The organism is Streptomyces sp. NPDC024698 (assembly GCF_055559015.1).
Genome location: NZ_JBVHLK010000004.1, coordinates 1 through 14633, shown reverse-complemented (window position 1 = coordinate 14633; position 14633 = coordinate 1). Strand labels below are relative to the sequence as shown.

The 14633-nt window shown below is 70.4% G+C and carries 13 protein-coding genes and 1 rRNA gene; 9 read left to right on the top strand and 5 right to left on the bottom strand.

All coding sequences use genetic code 11. The annotated features are described in order from the left end of the window. Window positions 1-17 precede the first annotated feature (17 nt). From ACZ4AA_RS10975 to ACZ4AA_RS10965, 3 genes are all read right to left on the bottom strand, one after another. Complete coding sequence (locus ACZ4AA_RS10975; RefSeq protein ID WP_467599009.1) at window positions 18-719, bottom strand: phosphatase PAP2 family protein; 702 nt, start codon at window positions 717-719, stop codon at window positions 18-20. A gap of 192 nt (window positions 720-911) precedes the next feature. Further along, a complete protein-coding gene (locus ACZ4AA_RS10970) occupies window positions 912-1919 on the bottom strand; it encodes a C40 family peptidase (RefSeq protein WP_467599006.1) in 1008 nt (335 codons plus the stop codon). 107 nt (window positions 1920-2026) lie between these two features. Beyond that, a complete protein-coding gene (locus ACZ4AA_RS10965; protein WP_467599003.1) occupies window positions 2027-2806 on the bottom strand; it encodes a trypsin-like serine peptidase in 780 nt (259 codons plus the stop codon). 297 nt (window positions 2807-3103) lie between these two features. Here ACZ4AA_RS10965 and ACZ4AA_RS10960 point away from each other — a divergent pair, with 297 nt between their 5' ends. From ACZ4AA_RS10960 to ACZ4AA_RS10925, 8 genes are all read left to right on the top strand, one after another. Further along, window positions 3104-3364: a DUF397 domain-containing protein gene (locus ACZ4AA_RS10960; RefSeq protein WP_467599000.1), complete on the top strand. Its 261-nt coding sequence runs from the start codon at window positions 3104-3106 to the stop codon at window positions 3362-3364. A 336-nt stretch (window positions 3365-3700) separates the two neighbouring features. Continuing rightward, window positions 3701-5023, top strand: a complete 1323-nt coding sequence (locus ACZ4AA_RS10955) for a S53 family peptidase (RefSeq protein ID WP_467598997.1) — start codon at window positions 3701-3703, stop codon at window positions 5021-5023. Window positions 5024-5524: 501 nt separating this feature from the next. Further along, window positions 5525-5833, top strand: coding sequence for a hypothetical protein (locus tag ACZ4AA_RS10950; RefSeq protein WP_037622434.1), 309 nt, complete (start codon window positions 5525-5527; stop codon window positions 5831-5833). Between the two features lie 209 nt (window positions 5834-6042). Beyond that, complete coding sequence (locus ACZ4AA_RS10945; protein WP_467598994.1) at window positions 6043-6894, top strand: DUF8175 domain-containg protein; 852 nt, start codon at window positions 6043-6045, stop codon at window positions 6892-6894. Then, complete coding sequence (locus ACZ4AA_RS10940; protein ID WP_467598991.1) at window positions 6884-8206, top strand: hypothetical protein; 1323 nt, start codon at window positions 6884-6886, stop codon at window positions 8204-8206. Before ACZ4AA_RS10945 ends, ACZ4AA_RS10940 begins: the two co-directional genes overlap by 11 nt. After that, on the top strand, window positions 8203-9762 hold the full coding sequence (locus ACZ4AA_RS10935; protein ID WP_467598988.1) for an SCO6880 family protein: 1560 nt from the start codon (window positions 8203-8205) through the stop codon (window positions 9760-9762). Before ACZ4AA_RS10940 ends, ACZ4AA_RS10935 begins: the two co-directional genes overlap by 4 nt. Before the next feature lie 14 nt (window positions 9763-9776). Continuing rightward, complete coding sequence (locus ACZ4AA_RS10930) at window positions 9777-11201, top strand: ATP-binding protein (protein WP_467598985.1); 1425 nt, start codon at window positions 9777-9779, stop codon at window positions 11199-11201. Window position 11202: 1 nt separating this feature from the next. Further along, window positions 11203-12936, top strand: a complete 1734-nt coding sequence (locus ACZ4AA_RS10925) for a type IV secretory system conjugative DNA transfer family protein (protein ID WP_467598982.1) — start codon at window positions 11203-11205, stop codon at window positions 12934-12936. Window positions 12937-12942: 6 nt separating this feature from the next. Here ACZ4AA_RS10925 and ACZ4AA_RS10920 read toward each other — a convergent pair whose 3' ends face one another. After that, complete coding sequence (locus ACZ4AA_RS10920; protein WP_467598979.1) at window positions 12943-13503, bottom strand: GNAT family N-acetyltransferase; 561 nt, start codon at window positions 13501-13503, stop codon at window positions 12943-12945. Between the two features lie 150 nt (window positions 13504-13653). Between ACZ4AA_RS10920 and ACZ4AA_RS10915 the strand changes: the two genes are divergently transcribed. Then, a complete protein-coding gene (locus tag ACZ4AA_RS10915; protein ID WP_467598976.1) occupies window positions 13654-14415 on the top strand; it encodes a CDP-alcohol phosphatidyltransferase family protein in 762 nt (253 codons plus the stop codon). 141 nt (window positions 14416-14556) lie between these two features. Here ACZ4AA_RS10915 and rrf read toward each other — a convergent pair. Next, window positions 14557-14633 (bottom strand): 5S ribosomal RNA (gene rrf / locus ACZ4AA_RS10910); the annotation flags it as partial.

Here is a 14633-nt window from a genome sequence, read left to right as displayed (position 1 = left end):
GGGGCCGGGCCGGGCGCCTACGCGGCCAGGTCCCGTTCCTCCGTGTGCTCGGCCCTCGCCCCCGGGATCAGCGTCTCCCGCCCGGAGGGCGCGGTGCCGCGCGCCCGGATGAGCCGGCCCACGCGCGGCGCCGTCTCCACGGCCTTCATGACCGGGGTCAACAGGGCCATGGCGAGGGGCGACAGCAGCAGCACGACGGCCGTGCCGAGCGCGAAACCGCCGATGACGTCCGTCGGGTAGTGCACGCCCATGAAGACCCGGCAGAACCCTTCGAACAGCGCCAGCGCGATCCCGGCGAGCCCGAACCTCCGGTGGGCGACGAAGAGTCCGACGCCCATCGCCATGGTGAGGGTGGCGTGGTCGGAGACGAAGGAGAAGTCGGTCTTGCCGTTCACGAGGACGTCCAGGCCCTGGTGGTCCACGAAGGGGCGTGGACGCTGCACGAAACCTCTTATCGGGACGTTCACCAGGAGCGCGATCCCGGCCGCGAGCGGCGCCCAGACGAGGGCGGCCACGGACGCCGCCGCGTCGGCACCGCCCCGCCGCCGCACGGTCGCCCAGCACCACACGACCAGCAGGACCATCGCGAGCAGCAGACCCCACTCGCCGACGAACTCCATGATCCGGTCGGCCCAGTGCGGCGCGTGCTTGGCCAGGCCATTGATGTCGTAGAGCAGGTCGACGTCGGGGTTCGAACCGGATTCGGCGAGTTGCGCCATGGCGCTGCGGCCCCTTCGTCGTCTTTCCCGCGACCGCGCCCTTTCGCGCGCCGCTCGATCCACCCCCGTGGTTGTAGATCAGTTCTCTACGTCAAAAGGAACGCACGGTCCCCTCCCATACGTTCCACCCTCCACGAAATGATCACGCACACGTTATCGAAGAGAGATATCGCCGCAGATCAGGGGGTGGATTCATACCGAAGTGGGCAACGCCTTCGCGCCATCCTCGGTCACCCGGGTGGCCCCGAAGTAGTCGGGCGTGTCGACGGGGTCGAACCGGATGACGGCACCCGGCCGGGGGGCGTCGATCATGTATCCGCCGCCCACGTAGATGCCCACGTGCCGAATGGCACGGGAGTTGGTGAGGTCGTCCGAGAAGAAGACGAGGTCCCCGGGCAGGAGTTCGTCGCGCCTGGGGTGCGGCCCCGCGTTGTACTGGTCGTTGGCCACCCGGGGCAGGGACACCCCGACACTGTCGTACGAGGCCTTGGTCAGACCCGAGCAGTCGAACCGTCCGCCCTGGTCAGCCGTGCCGTTGCCACCCCACAGATAGGGCGTGCCGAGCTTCCTCTGCGCGTACGTGATGGCCGCGGCCGCCTGCTTCGAGGGGTCCACCCGGGTCACCGGGGCCGCGAAGCTCTTGGCCAGCGTGGTGATCGTCTTCACGTAGTTGCGGGTCTCCGCGTACGGCGGCACGCCCCCGTACTTGATGACCGCGTAGGCGCCCGCGTTGTAGGCCGCGAGCATGTTGTCGGTGACGCTTCCCGGAGCGTTCTTCACATAGGAGGCGAGCTCGCAGTCGTACGAGGCGGCCGACGGAATCGCGTCATTGGGGTTCCATACGTCACGGACGCCGTCCCCGTCGCCGTCGACCCCGTGCGTGGCCCAGGTCCCCGGAATGAATTGCGCTATCCCTTCCGCCTTCGCCGGGCTCTTCGCGTTCGGATTGAATCCGCTCTCCTGATACAGCTGGGCGGCGAGCAGCGCGGGATTGATCGCGGAGCAGAGATTGCCCCACCTCTGGACGAGGGACTGGTACGCGGCGGGCACGGCGCCCTTGGCGAGCCCGACCGAACCGCCGCCGATGCCGCCCGTGAGGTTCCCGGCGACCAGGTAGACGCCGACGACGAGCAGCATCACGAAGCCCATCCCGGCGCCGACGGCCGCGGCCGCCACGATCCAGGCCTTACGCACCGTCAACCGCCCCTCGCCGCACCGGAGTCCGCCGACGTCAGTGTAGAGGCGGGGTCCCGTACGAGAGGGTCGTCGCGCGCACGGACGGAGCGGTATGTCCCGCCGGACAGGCCCTAACCGGCCAGGGCGGCCACGTGGTACAGCTCCTCGGCCTCGGTGCCGAACACGGCGCTGTACGACACGTCGTCGGTGTCCCCGCCCTGTTCGTGGCCGCCGATGACGCCGACGACCGCCCCGTCCCCGTTCACCCAGGGACTGCCGCTGGTTCCGCCGGCGAAGGCGGGACACGCGACGCGCTGCTGCGTCCGGCTGTGCGCGGTGGGCTTGTCCGTGCAGGTGATGGGGGTGTCGACGGAGCCGGGGTATCCGGTGACGGTGACGGCGGTGGCCCCGGTGCTGCGGTGCGCGGCGAACGAGTTCCCGCCGCCGACGGCGTCCTCGACCTCCTTGCCGTCGCGGGCGGCCAGGACGGCGAAGGCGACGTCACTGTCCTCGTCCTGGTCCAGCTTCCATCCGTCGGGCACGAAGACGCCCTGGACGTCCCAGAACCCGTAGGGCGCCCTGCCGTCCCGGTAGCCGGGCGCGAAGGACAGCGTCGCCTCGCCGTCCAGGCAGTGGGCGGCGGTGAGGACGAGGTCGCGTCCCCCGCTGTGCACGACGGAGGCGGTGCAGAAGTGCCCGCCCCCGCCCTCGCTCGCGGCGCTCCCGTGGAAGAGGGCACCCACCCGCACGCTCCGGCTGTTCACGGCGGCCCGGACGGTCACGCCGAAGGGCCCCGGGCCGTCGTCGGCCGAGGCGACGGACGAGGACGTCACCGCGAGCAGCACGAGGGCCGCGCCCAGCAGTGCGGGCCGCCGGGTGTCTGGGAGACGGGTGATGCGGATGCTCTTCATCGCCCCTCACCTTGCCGCAAGCGGGTGAGAAAAACCTCGGACCTGTCCGAGTATCACCTGTGAATGCCGACCCCGCCCGGCCACCGTCACCCGGTCGCACCCACGGCCTTCCGCAGGCCAGGGGGTCGCGGGGCCCCGTTTCCGCCCCGTGCGCCCCGCACGCGTCGGTGCGGGCCCGTACCGGGCGGGGATACGGTGGCCCCGAAAACCGTCCGCACCGCCCTTCAGGACCCGCGAAGGAGTCCGCGATGCTCACGCCCACCCGGCGGAGGTCCTCGTACCGCGAGGGACCCGGCCGTGGCTGACCTCTCCTCCGGACTCGACTGGGTCCGTGCCGCCCCCGAGGACGCGACCGGGCCCGGCCCCTGGATCGAGATCGCCTTCGGCGAGGACGATCTGGTCCACCTCCGGGAGACGGGCGACCCCGGGAACGTGGTCACCACCACCCGCAGGAAATGGGACGCGTTCGTCCTGGGGGTCAGGGCGGGCGAGTTCGACCACTTCGTCGAGGAACTGGAGGACGCGGGACCCCCGGCTCCCGCCGAAGACCGTTCCTGAATCCCTGAGTCTCTGAGTCCCTCGGGCCACGAGGTCACGGGTCCCTGAGGCGTAGCTATTGTCATGGCCATGATGTAAATGCGGACGGCACGGCGAATTCCCTTGAACCAGCTGTGAGTTGGGTCAAGCGGCCGCCAGTCCCCAGCCATCCGTGAGCCATGGGCAGGTCACGTGCCCGCCGTGTTCGGCAAGGCGGAAGCAAGACTTCCAGAAGCCTCTTGTTGTCGCGTACTCAACAAGGGAGGGTCGTCGCGGGCCGCTCGGCCCGCCGCCGGGGACACCGCACCGGCGCCGCACCCGCACCGCCCCTGTCCACCACTTCCAGGAGGCTGTACGTTGCGCACCACACTCCCCCAGAGACCTTCCCCCACCCCCGGAAGCAGCCTGCGCCGGGCCGGCGCGGCCGTCGTCGGCGTCGCCGCGCTCGTCCTCGCGGGTCTCGGCGGCGCCGGGTCCGCCCAGGCGCACACCGCCGTCCCCGAGGCCACCCCCCACGTCAGCTGGACCAGGGCGTGCGCGACGCCGGCGCGGGCCGGCTTCGCCGCCTGCGACGCCAAGCGGGTCACCGGCGGCGTCACCGAGTACATGGCGGAGAAGGCCTTCGCCAAGGGCGTCGCCCCCCGGGCCGCCACGGCCTCCACCCCGTCCGGCTTCGGACCGACGGACCTCCAGTCCGCGTACGGCCTGACCTCCGCGGCCTCCTCCAAGGGCTCGGGCGAGACCATCGCCATCGTCGACGCCTACAACGACCCCAACGCCGCGGCCGACCTCGCGACCTACCGCTCGTACTACGGCCTGAGCGCGTGCACCGTCGCCAACGGCTGCTTCAAACAGGTCAGCCAGACCGGCTCGACCACCTCGCTCCCGTCGAGCGACAGCGGCTGGGCCGAGGAGATCTCCCTCGACCTCGACATGGCGAGCGCCGTCTGCCCGAAGTGCAACATCACCCTCGTCGAGGCCAAGTCCTCCTCGATGGCCAACCTCGGCACCGCCGTGAACGAGGCGGTCACCCTGGGCGCGAAGTACGTCTCGAACAGCTACGGCGGCTCCGAGTCGTCCTCCGACAGCTCCTACGACACCTCGTACTTCAAGCACACCGGTGTCGCCATCACCGTGAGCGCGGGCGACGAGGGCTACGGCGCGGAGTACCCGGCCGCCTCGCAGTACGTCACCGCCGTCGGCGGCACCGCACTGACCAAGGCGGCCTCCACCAGCCGCGGCTGGACCGAGTCGGTCTGGAAGACCAGCAGCACCGAGGGCACCGGCTCCGGCTGCTCCTCGTACGACACCAAGCCGAGCTGGCAGACCGACACGGGCTGCTCCAAGCGCACCATCGCCGACGTCTCGGCGGTCGCCGACCCGGCCACCGGCGTGGCGGTGTACGACTCGTACGGCATCACGGCGGGCTGGTACACCTTCGGCGGCACCAGCGCCTCCTCGCCGATCATCGCGGGCGTCTACGCCCTCGGCGGCACGCCGTCCAGCGGCTCCTACCCGGCCAAGTTCCCGTACACGGCGGCCGGCACCTCGGCGCTCAACGACGTGACCTCGGGCAACAACGGCAGCTGCTCCACCAGCTATCTGTGCACCGCGACGACGGGCTACGACGGCCCGACCGGATGGGGCACCCCGGAGGGTGTCACCGCCTTCACCGGCTGACCTCCGGAGTGTGGGTGGTGCCGGGAGACGTGGGGTTCCCCGGCACCACCCGGCGAACGGGCCGCGGCAACCAGCCGCGGCCCGTTCCGCTGTCACCACCCGGAGCCGCCGCCGTCCACCCGGAGCGGGCCCGGCGACCCGGGGAACACCGGCGCGACGCACCGTCAGAATCCTTCCGGCGCGGTCGCGTCCGTTCGAATCCCGCTCCGCGTCCCGAGCCGTAGAAGGGGACAACGACGGAACCACGCGACAGGTTTCGCATCCACTTCATTGCCCGGCGTGACCAGCCGTGATACACAGAGTGACGATACGACTCGTCGTATACCGCCATACGCCTCCCGTGAGGGTCCCGCGTACGCCGGTGCCAAGGAATTCGCACGAATCCCGCCAACCAATGACGTCAAGTCGACATACGAAGGCGTCATTGTCGGCGAGAATGGGCCCGACCTCTGCGCGCAGTGGCAGGGGGTGCAGAACTACCCACTAGGGGCGGTGACTTACATGCTTTTCGCAGCCGACAAGGGCGACATCAACACAATCATCGGTGGAATCGCTCCGGACTGGGGCCCGTTCGGCAGCCTGGGCAACGAAGCCAAGGTGATGGTCGAGGTGGTGATGGCGGTCGCCATCCTGCTCTGCCTCGGCATCGCGATCTGGGGCGCGGCCAAGCAGCGCATCGGCGCGACGGCCCTCCGCGACACCTTCAGCGCCGAACAGGGCAAGGGCCTCATCATCGCCGGGCTCACGGGCGTCTTCATCATCGGTTCCCTCGGCACGCTCTTCACCATCGTGTACGGCATGGCCGTGTAGCCCGGCCGGGCCGCGCCCCACCCGGCGCACCGTCAGTACCCGGCCGGGCGTGCCCGGATCCTCGCTCCACCGACCCATTCGTCCGTCGTGCCCACCGGCTGAGGTTGCAACTCCCTGATGTCCAGTCACCACACCGCGCCCGCGCGGGAACCAGCACGGCTACCGTCGTACTACATGGTTCAGCGAGAGGTTGAGGGGGCGTACGCGGCATGAGTCTCGGTGACGAACCCGGGTACGGGGACGGCCCGCGCGGCGAGGACGGGGGGTACGGAGGCTCCGGCCAGACCCGCACCCGCCTGCCCGACCGCCCTGGCGACGTCTACGGCGGCGCGCGACGCGGACGCGGATCGTCCTCACGGAGCCTGGTCACGGTGGTCGGCGTGGTCGTCCTGCTCATCGTCGCGATCGCCTTCGCGAACCGCGGCGACAACGCGGCGACCTCGGACGGCGGCAGCGGCGACAAGGCGAAGACGTCTCCCACGGCGGCGTCCGGCAGCCACCCGGTGACGACGAAGTCCGCAGGCATCCCCTCGGGCTTCCCCCACACCCAGCAGGGCGCACAGAGCGCTGCCGCGAACTATGCGGTGGCCCTGGGCTCGGCCGACATGTTCGACAAATCCCGGCGGGACCAGATCCTCGCGACCGTGATCACCCCCGCCAAGGTGTCCGAGTTCGAGACGACGCTGGACCAGGCGTACACGCCGCAGTTCAACAAGAACGTGGGCCTGAAGGAGGACGGCTCTGCTCCGCAGGGCTACACGTTCGTCTCGCGCACGACCCCCATCGGGACCAAGGCCACCCAGTCGACGGGCAACACGGAGACCGTGGAGGTCTGGTGCGGTGGTCTGCTCGGTCTCGCCGGTGAGAACTCGGCCAACCCGGTCACCAGTAGCTGGTTCACGATCACCATGAAGCTGGAGTGGACCGGAGGCGACTGGAAGATCGTCTCGCACTCCCAGAAGGACGGCCCCGCGCCCGTCCCGGGCGACGACCGGGCCTCCAGCGCCGACGACATCGCGAAGGCTGTCGAGGAGTACGGAGGGTTCACGTATGCGCGCTAACCACCGCGTCCTCAAACTGACTGCGGTCATCGGGGCCGTACAGGCCTCGGCGGTGCTGCTGGCCACAAGAGCGGTCGCCGCGCCCACGCCGTCGCCGTCGCCGAGCGACAACCACTGCAGCCTCATCCACGGTCCGGCCCGCAACTACTGCGAGACCGGCACCAAGGGATCCGGTAAATCAGGCCTCAGCACCGATCCCGGTGTCGGGTCCACGATGGATCCCCTCTCCTCCCTGGCCAAGGGCTGCGCCGACGCCGCCTCCTGGACCATCGACAAACTCTCCGCCGCCGTGAACGACACCGCCAACGTCGACTTCACGAACTCCAAGTTCCTCCAGCAGTACGCCGTCGTCTTCGCGGCGTCCACGATCCTGACCCTGCTCCTGTGGCTGCTGGCCGTGGCCAAGCGGGCCGTACGAGGTGTCCCCCTCGGCACGGCCCTGTCCGAGGCGATCGGCTTCCTCTGGCTGACCGTGCTGGCCTCGGCGTTCACCCCGCTGATCCTCTACACGGTCGTCTCGGCGACGGACGGCGTCACGGAGGTGCTCGCCAAGACGACCGGCAACCAGACCGACACGTTCTTCGGCACGTTCTCCGGCGCGCTGAACAAGGGCAGCAACATCGGCGGCGGCCCCATCATGCTGATCGTCGTCTCGATGGTCTCGATCCTCGCCGCCGGCATCCTCTGGCTGGAGCTGGTCATCCGGGCCGCCCTGCTCTACGTCGGCGCCCTCCTCGGTACCGTCGTCTACGCCGGCCTCGTCGACAAGAACCTGTGGGGCCACGTCCGCCGCTGGGCGGGCATCATGATCGCGGTCATCCTCGTCAAACCGGTCATCGTGATCGTGCTGGGTCTCGCCGGCGCCCTGTCGTCCTCCGACAACGGCCCCGACTCCTTCTCCGCCGTCGTCTCCGGGCTCGCCATCATCCTGCTCGCCATCTTCGCCAGCGCGATGATCTACCGCTTCGTCCCCGGCTTCGGCGACGAGATCGCCGGCTCCCGCAACAACCGCATCATGCAGGGCGCCGAGGGCAAGGCCGCCGCCGTGATCAGCTCGCCGGCCACCCTGGTCGCGCAGGGCATCAAGACCCACAGCTCGCGCGCCGACAACAACGGTGGCGGAGGCGGCAACAGCCAGCCCCGCCCCGCCAACCCCGCGTCCGGCGGCGTGGCCGCGCACAGCAGCCGCACCCCGAACGGAGGCGGCGGATCCGTCCCCTCCGCCGCACCACCGCCGCGCAGCAGCCCGGTCAACACCCCGCACGCAGGCAACACCCGCAACAGCAACCGCACGGGAGGTGAAGGGCGTTGACGACCGAGTCCCACCTGTCCCATCCGGTCACGCCCCGCCGTACATATCTGATCGGCCGCGCCCGGCCGAACGCGATCGTCGGCCGGAACCGCGAGTCCGGCGAGATCGCGCTCATCATCGGCGGCGCGTTCCTCGGCATGATGTGCGGCCTGCTCGTCCCGGTGCTGTCCCTGCGGATCGTGCTGCTGATGGGCTTCCCGCTGCTCGCGCTCGCCGCCGTGTACGTCCCGTACAAGCGGCGCACGTTCTACAAGTGGTTCGAGATCAACCGCAGTTACAAGCGGAGCCTGCGCCAGGGAACGGCGTACCGCAACCAGGTGATGGAGGCCGGCACCCGCTTCGACGGCAGGGAGGTCGAGATCGGACCGCCGCCCGGCATCGGCCGCATCGCCTGGCTCGCCGCACCCTTCGGCCCCGACGAGATCGCCGTCCTGCTGCACGCCGACCGACGGACCGTCACCGCGGCCATCGAGATCGAGGGACCGGGCGTCGGACTGCGCGACAGCGAGGACCAGGAGGCCCTCGTCGACCGCTTCGGCACGCTGCTCAAGCACGTGGCGAACGGCGACGGCTTCGTCACCCGCCTCCAGATGCTCGCCCGCACCCTGCCCGCCGACCCGGACGCCCACGCCAAGGACGTCTCCCAGCGCGGCGACGACCGCGCCCCCGGCTGGCTCCAGCAGTCGTACGACCAGCTCCAGTCCATGGTGTCCACCAGCAGCGAGCAGCACCGCGCCTACCTCGTCGCCTGCATGCACTACTCGCGCGAACTGGCCGCCGAGGGACAGGCCATGGCGCGCGCGGCCCGGCCCCAGGGCGGCCGCAAGGTCGACCGGGACGCCGGCCTCGCCGTCGTCATGGCCCGCGAGCTGACCGACATCTGCTCCCGGCTCCAGGAAGCCGACATCCGCGTACGGCAGCCGCTCGGCCAGGGACGGCTCGCCTCCCTCGTGCACTCGATGTACGACCCCGACCACCCGATCGACCACATCCAGGCGATGACCAAGCGCAACGCCTGGCCGGCCGAACTGGACGCCATGGAGCCCACCTACCTCCAGGCGAAGACCCGCGAGTCCTCCACCCGCGCCCCCTGGTGCCACGCCACGGCCTGGGTGAAGGAGTGGCCGATGACCCCGGTCGGCGTCAACTTCCTCGCCCCGCTCCTCGTCCACACCCCCGACGTCATCCGCACGGTCGCCGTGACCATGGACCTCGAACCCACCGAGATCGCCATCGAGCGCATGCTGACCGAGAAGACCAACGACGAGGCCGAGGCCAGCCGCGCCGCCAAGATGAACCGCACCGTCGACCCCCGCGACATCGCCTCGCACAACCGCCTCGACCAGCGCGGCGAGGACCTGGCGAGTGGCGCCGCCGGCGTCAACCTCGTCGGCTACATCACCGTCTCCTCCCGCAACCCCGAGGCCCTCGCGCGCGACAAGCGCACCATCCGCGCCTCGGCCGGCAAGTCGTATCTGAAACTGGAGTGGTGCGACCGCGAGCACCACCGCGCCTTCGTCAACACACTGCCGTTCGCCACCGGAATCCGCAGGTAGGGGCTGATGCACTGATGCGGGATCCGCTCTCCGCCGCGACGGACAGCTTCACGTCCTTCCTCTTCGGCAAGGTCGAGACGACCCGCCTGCCCGTACGCACCTCCACGGGCCAGGCGCAAGCGGTCTACCTGCCCACCGCAGCACCGGGTCTCGGCGACTCGGGCGTCATCATCGGCCGCGAGGTGTACTCCGGCAAGGGCTACATCTACGACCCCTTCCAGCTCTACGGGCAGCAGCTCCCCGCCCCGCACTGGCTGGTCCTCGGCGAGTCCGGCAACGGCAAGTCGGCCCTGGAGAAGACGTACGTCCTGCGGCAGCTGCGCTTCCGCGACCGCCAGGTCGTCGTCCTCGACGCCCAGGGCGAGGACGGCGTCGGCGAATGGAACCTCATCGCGGAAGAGCTGGGGATAACTCCCATCCGGCTCGACCCGACGGCCGCCCTGGACATGGGCATCCGGCTCAACCCGCTCGACCCCTCGATCACGACGACGGGCCAGCTCGCCCTGCTGCGCACCATCATCGAGGTCGCGATGGGCCACGGCCTCGACGAGCGGTCCGGCTTCGCCCTGAAGGTCGCCCACGCCTACGTCAACGAGACGATCGTCGAGCGCCAGCCCGTCCTCACCGACATCGTGGAGATGCTGCGCCACCCCGAACCGGAGTCGGCCGAGGCGATGAACGTCGCCATAGACGACGTACGGGCCTGGGGCCTGGACGTGGCCCTGGTCCTGGACCGGCTCGTCGACGGTGACCTCAGGGGCATGTTCGACGGCCCGACGACCGTCGGCATCGACCTGGACGCCCCCCTGATCGTCTTCGACCTGTCGCACATCGACCGCAACTCCATCGCCATGCCCATCCTCATGGCGATCGTCGGTGTGTGGCTGGAGCACACCTGGATCCGGCCCGACCGCAAGAAGCGCATCTTCCTGGTGGAAGAGGCGTGGCACATCATCAACAGCCCGTTCGTGGCCCAGCTGTTCCAGCGGCTGCTGAAGTTCGGGCGCCGCCTCGGCCTGTCCTTCGTGGCGGTGGTCCACCACCTGTCGGACGTCGTCGACGGAGCGGCGGCCAAGGAGGCCGCCGCGATCCTGAAGATGGCCTCGACACGGACCATCTACGCGCAGAAGGCGGACGAGGCCCGGTCCACCGGCCGGGTCCTCGGCCTGCCCCGCTGGGCGGTCGAGATCATCCCGACCCTGACCCCGGGCATCGCCGTCTGGGACGTCAACGGCAACGTCCAGGTGGTCAAGCATTTGATCACCGAGACGGAGCGCCCGCTGGTCTTCACCGACCGCGCGATGACGGAGTCGTCCGCCGACCTCGCCGCCGACGACGCCCTGCGCGCCGCCGAACTGGAGGCCGAGGAACGGGCGGCGGCCTTCATGGAGCAGCATCTCAGCGATCTCGACGGCTCCGCCGAGTCCACGGTGGCCTGAGATGAGCCAGTACCCCGACGGGCACGACGATCGGCACGCCCCCCGGCGCGAGGGGCCGGGCGGCATTCCCGACGGCCTGCTCATCGGGGTGCTGGGCTTCCTCCTCGGCATGACCCTGATGGTGTGGACGGCGACGGGCCTCGCGGGCTGGTTCTCCCGCGGCGCCTGGCCGGACGCGATCACCTTCACCCGTACGCCCCTGGCCATGCGGCACCTGATCGGCGAACCGCACGACATCGCGGGCGCCTGGCCCGACACCCCGGCCTCCCAGCTGTCGGGCTACGGCCTCTTCTGGGGCCTGTTCATCGGCCAGTTGATGGTGCTGCTGGTCCTCGCCATGTTCGTGATGGGCACGGTGGCCCGATGGCGGGCGGGACGGGCACGCGGCCGGGCCCGGGCCAGGGCGGCCATGGCGTCCGGAGACTCAGGGGCGTCCGCGGCCGGCGCGGTCACCCCCGAACCGGTGGTGCCGCCGGCCAGGACGGAACAACGGCCGCTGCCCACAAGGTACCTGGAGACGACCAGGGCCGCCGAGGGCGATCGCACGAGCACCCCGCCAGGGGAACGGCCGGCCGAGCATCCGGCCCAGCCGGGCCACGGTCATCCGGCCCCCCAGGACCTCGCGGGCGCGGCACACGGCCATGCGGCCGCCTCGGCATCGGCACAGGCACCGGCGCAGGGACACACGGACCCGCGGACACCCGGCCACGCGGGCGGCTGGGAGGCCGTCGCCCCCGAGGCCGGGGCGGCCCTCACCGCCGGGGCCCCCGGCCCCGGCACGATGGCCCGGCAGAAGCCCACGTGGACATCCCCGCACGCGGTCGTCCTCGCTCCCGCCGAGACCCGCCACCTCACCGCGGCCCAGGCCGTGCGCGACGCCGAGGGCCCGGTCCTCGTCATCACCTCCGACCCGCGCACCTGGGCGGCCACCAAGGACGCCCGCGCCAAACTGGGCCCCGTCCTCCTCTACGACCCCGCCCACCTCTGCGACACCCCGGCCCGGCTCCACTGGTCCCCCGCGGCCGGCTGCGAGGACAAGGAGACGGCGGCGGCCCGGGCGGCCGCGCTGCTCGCCCCGGTACGCCCCTCCGCCAAGGCGGACCAGCCGATGGCCGATGTCGCGGAGACCCTCATGCGCAGCTATCTGCACGCCGCGGCCGTCGAGGGCAAGGCCTTCCGGCATGTCCACCGCTGGGCCCAGGGCTCACAGGTCCAGGACGCCGTACGAGCCCTGCGGACGCATCCCAAGGCCGCGTCCGGCGCCGCGGGCGAACTGGAGGCCGCGCTCGTCTCGCACCCCGAACGCCGGGACATCGCGCAGGAGTTGACGGCCCGTGCGCTGGCGTCCCTCGCCACGGTCAACATCCGGGAATCCTGTACCCCGAACCGAAATGACAGCCTCGCCTTGGATTCCTTCGTCAACGAAGGGGGCACTCTTTATATGATCGGTGAACCCCTCGAGGACCCCAAGGCCGGCCCCGGAGCCATGCCCCTGTTGACGGCCCTCGCCTCAAGCGTGGTCGAGCGTGGCCGGCGCATGGCCGAACGGTCATCCTCCGGTCGGCTCGACCCACCACTCACCCTCGTCCTGGACGACATCGCGGCCGTGGCCCCGCTCCCCCAGCTCCCCGAGCTGCTGACCGCGGGCCCTGGCCGCGGCCTGCCGACCCTGGCCCTTCTGCGCTCCCGCGAGCAACTCCGCTCCCGCTGGCCGCAGTACGAGCTTCCGGTCTGACGTCTCTCAGCCCCGCGTGATGGCGAACTCCAGCTCCAGCTCACCGGTGCCGCCCGGCATCGGCGTGGTCTCTCCGGTGGGCAGGAAGCCGCTCTTCCGGTAGAACGCCTCGGCACGGCCGTTCTTCTCGTGCACGAACAGCCGCACGCGTTCTAGTCCCGACTCCCAGGACCACGCGAGAGCGGCGTCGAAGAGCCCCCGGGTCGCCCCCGCCTCGCTCCCCCGGTGCTCGGGCCGTACGTAGACCCCCACCAGATGCCCCTGATCCCGCTCGGGCACCTCCCCGAACGCGTCCGGCACCCCGGCCTGTTCGACCAGCACGGTCACGGAACCGGCCCACACCCCGTCCTCGCCCACGGCCACGATCTGCTGCCGCGCGGTGGCACCGGCCGCCGCCCCGGACGCCCGGTCCTGCCAGAAGGCGTCCGGCTCGGCCACCGCCTTCTCGTACGTCTCCAGGAACGCCAGGTGGGCGACGGGGTCCCGCAGGGCGTCGAGCCGCAGCTCCTTCACCAGCCGCCACTCGTCGGAACGTATGGAACGGATCTCGTAGGTCCTGGAGTTCATGGCTGTCACCGTAGTACGTGTGTACGGCCGGGCTCATCCGATATCCACCCTGCCGATCACCACCGGCCCGGCCACCGTCATGCTCTTCCCTGTACGGCGTTGTCAGCCGGCCGATCCGATCACGCGCAAGCTCGCCAGGGAGAACACCGCATGGCCAAAGTCCAACTAGAGGAACTCCGCGACGTCATTCATCCCACGGGCAAGCTGGACAGCCGCGCCGAGCACTGGGCCGGCCGCCTCTACATGAGGTCCCTCTCCCTGCGGGTGACCCGGCATCTCGTCGACACCCGTATCTCGCCGAACCAGATCACCGTGATCATGGTCTTTGCGGGGATGCTCTCGGGAGTCGCCCTGATCCTGCCGGGCCTCGGTGGCGCCGTCCTCTCCGTCGTCCTCATGCAGCTGTATCTGCTGCTCGACTGCGTGGACGGCGAAGTCGCCCGCTGGCGGCGCCAGTTCAGCCCGCTCGGCGTCTACCTGGACCGCCTCGGCGCCTACCTCGCCGACGCCGCCGTGATGGTGGGCATGGGCATCCGTGCCGCTCAACTCGGCCTGAATCTCTACCTGGTGGCGGGTCTGGCCGCGGCGATCGGCGTCCTGCTCCTGAAGTCGTCCTCCGACCTCGTGCACGTGGCCCGATCCGACAGCGGTATGCAGAAGGCGACCGACGCCTCGGTCGTCCCGCGCTCCAGCGGTCTGGCACAGGTCCGCCGGCTCGCCTCGGCCGTGGGTCTCCACCGCCTGGTCAACGGCATCGAGTGCACGATCCTGCTGCTCGTCACCGCCGTCGTGGACCTGGCGCTCGGGGACCTGACGGCCACGCGCATCGCGACCGTCGCCGTGACGGCGATCGTGTGGCTGCTCGTGCCGGCGCATGTCGTCTCGATCGTCGCGTCGTCCCGCCTGAAGTAACCGCACCACGGGAAAGGGGGCGGTCTCCACGAGGAGACCGCCCCCTTTCCCATCTCCGGAGATACTCCCGCCTGGAAATGCCCCCTAAACGCAGAAAACCCCCGTACCGGTATCCCCGGCACAGGGGTTTTCTCAAAAATTGTTCGGCGGCGTCCTACTCTCCCACAGGGTCCCCCCTGCAGTACCATCGGCGCTGTGAGGCTTAGCTTCCGGGTTCG

Excerpts from the sequence above, each read along its gene's own strand:
- ACZ4AA_RS10975 (WP_467599009.1), bottom strand. The coding sequence starts at position 719 with ATGGCGCAACTCGCCGAATCCGGTTCGAACCCCGACGTCGACCTGCTC.
- ACZ4AA_RS10965 (WP_467599003.1), bottom strand. The coding sequence starts at position 2,806 with ATGAAGAGCATCCGCATCACCCGTCTCCCAGACACCCGGCGGCCCGCA.
- ACZ4AA_RS10950 (WP_037622434.1), top strand. The coding sequence starts at position 5,525 with ATGCTTTTCGCAGCCGACAAGGGCGACATCAACACAATCATCGGTGGA.
- ACZ4AA_RS10945 (WP_467598994.1), top strand. The coding sequence starts at position 6,043 with ATGAGTCTCGGTGACGAACCCGGGTACGGGGACGGCCCGCGCGGCGAG.
- ACZ4AA_RS10940 (WP_467598991.1), top strand. The coding sequence starts at position 6,884 with ATGCGCGCTAACCACCGCGTCCTCAAACTGACTGCGGTCATCGGGGCC.
- ACZ4AA_RS10930 (WP_467598985.1), top strand. The coding sequence starts at position 9,777 with ATGCGGGATCCGCTCTCCGCCGCGACGGACAGCTTCACGTCCTTCCTC.
- ACZ4AA_RS10925 (WP_467598982.1), top strand. The coding sequence starts at position 11,203 with ATGAGCCAGTACCCCGACGGGCACGACGATCGGCACGCCCCCCGGCGC.
- ACZ4AA_RS10920 (WP_467598979.1), bottom strand. The coding sequence starts at position 13,503 with ATGAACTCCAGGACCTACGAGATCCGTTCCATACGTTCCGACGAGTGG.
- ACZ4AA_RS10915 (WP_467598976.1), top strand. The coding sequence starts at position 13,654 with ATGGCCAAAGTCCAACTAGAGGAACTCCGCGACGTCATTCATCCCACG.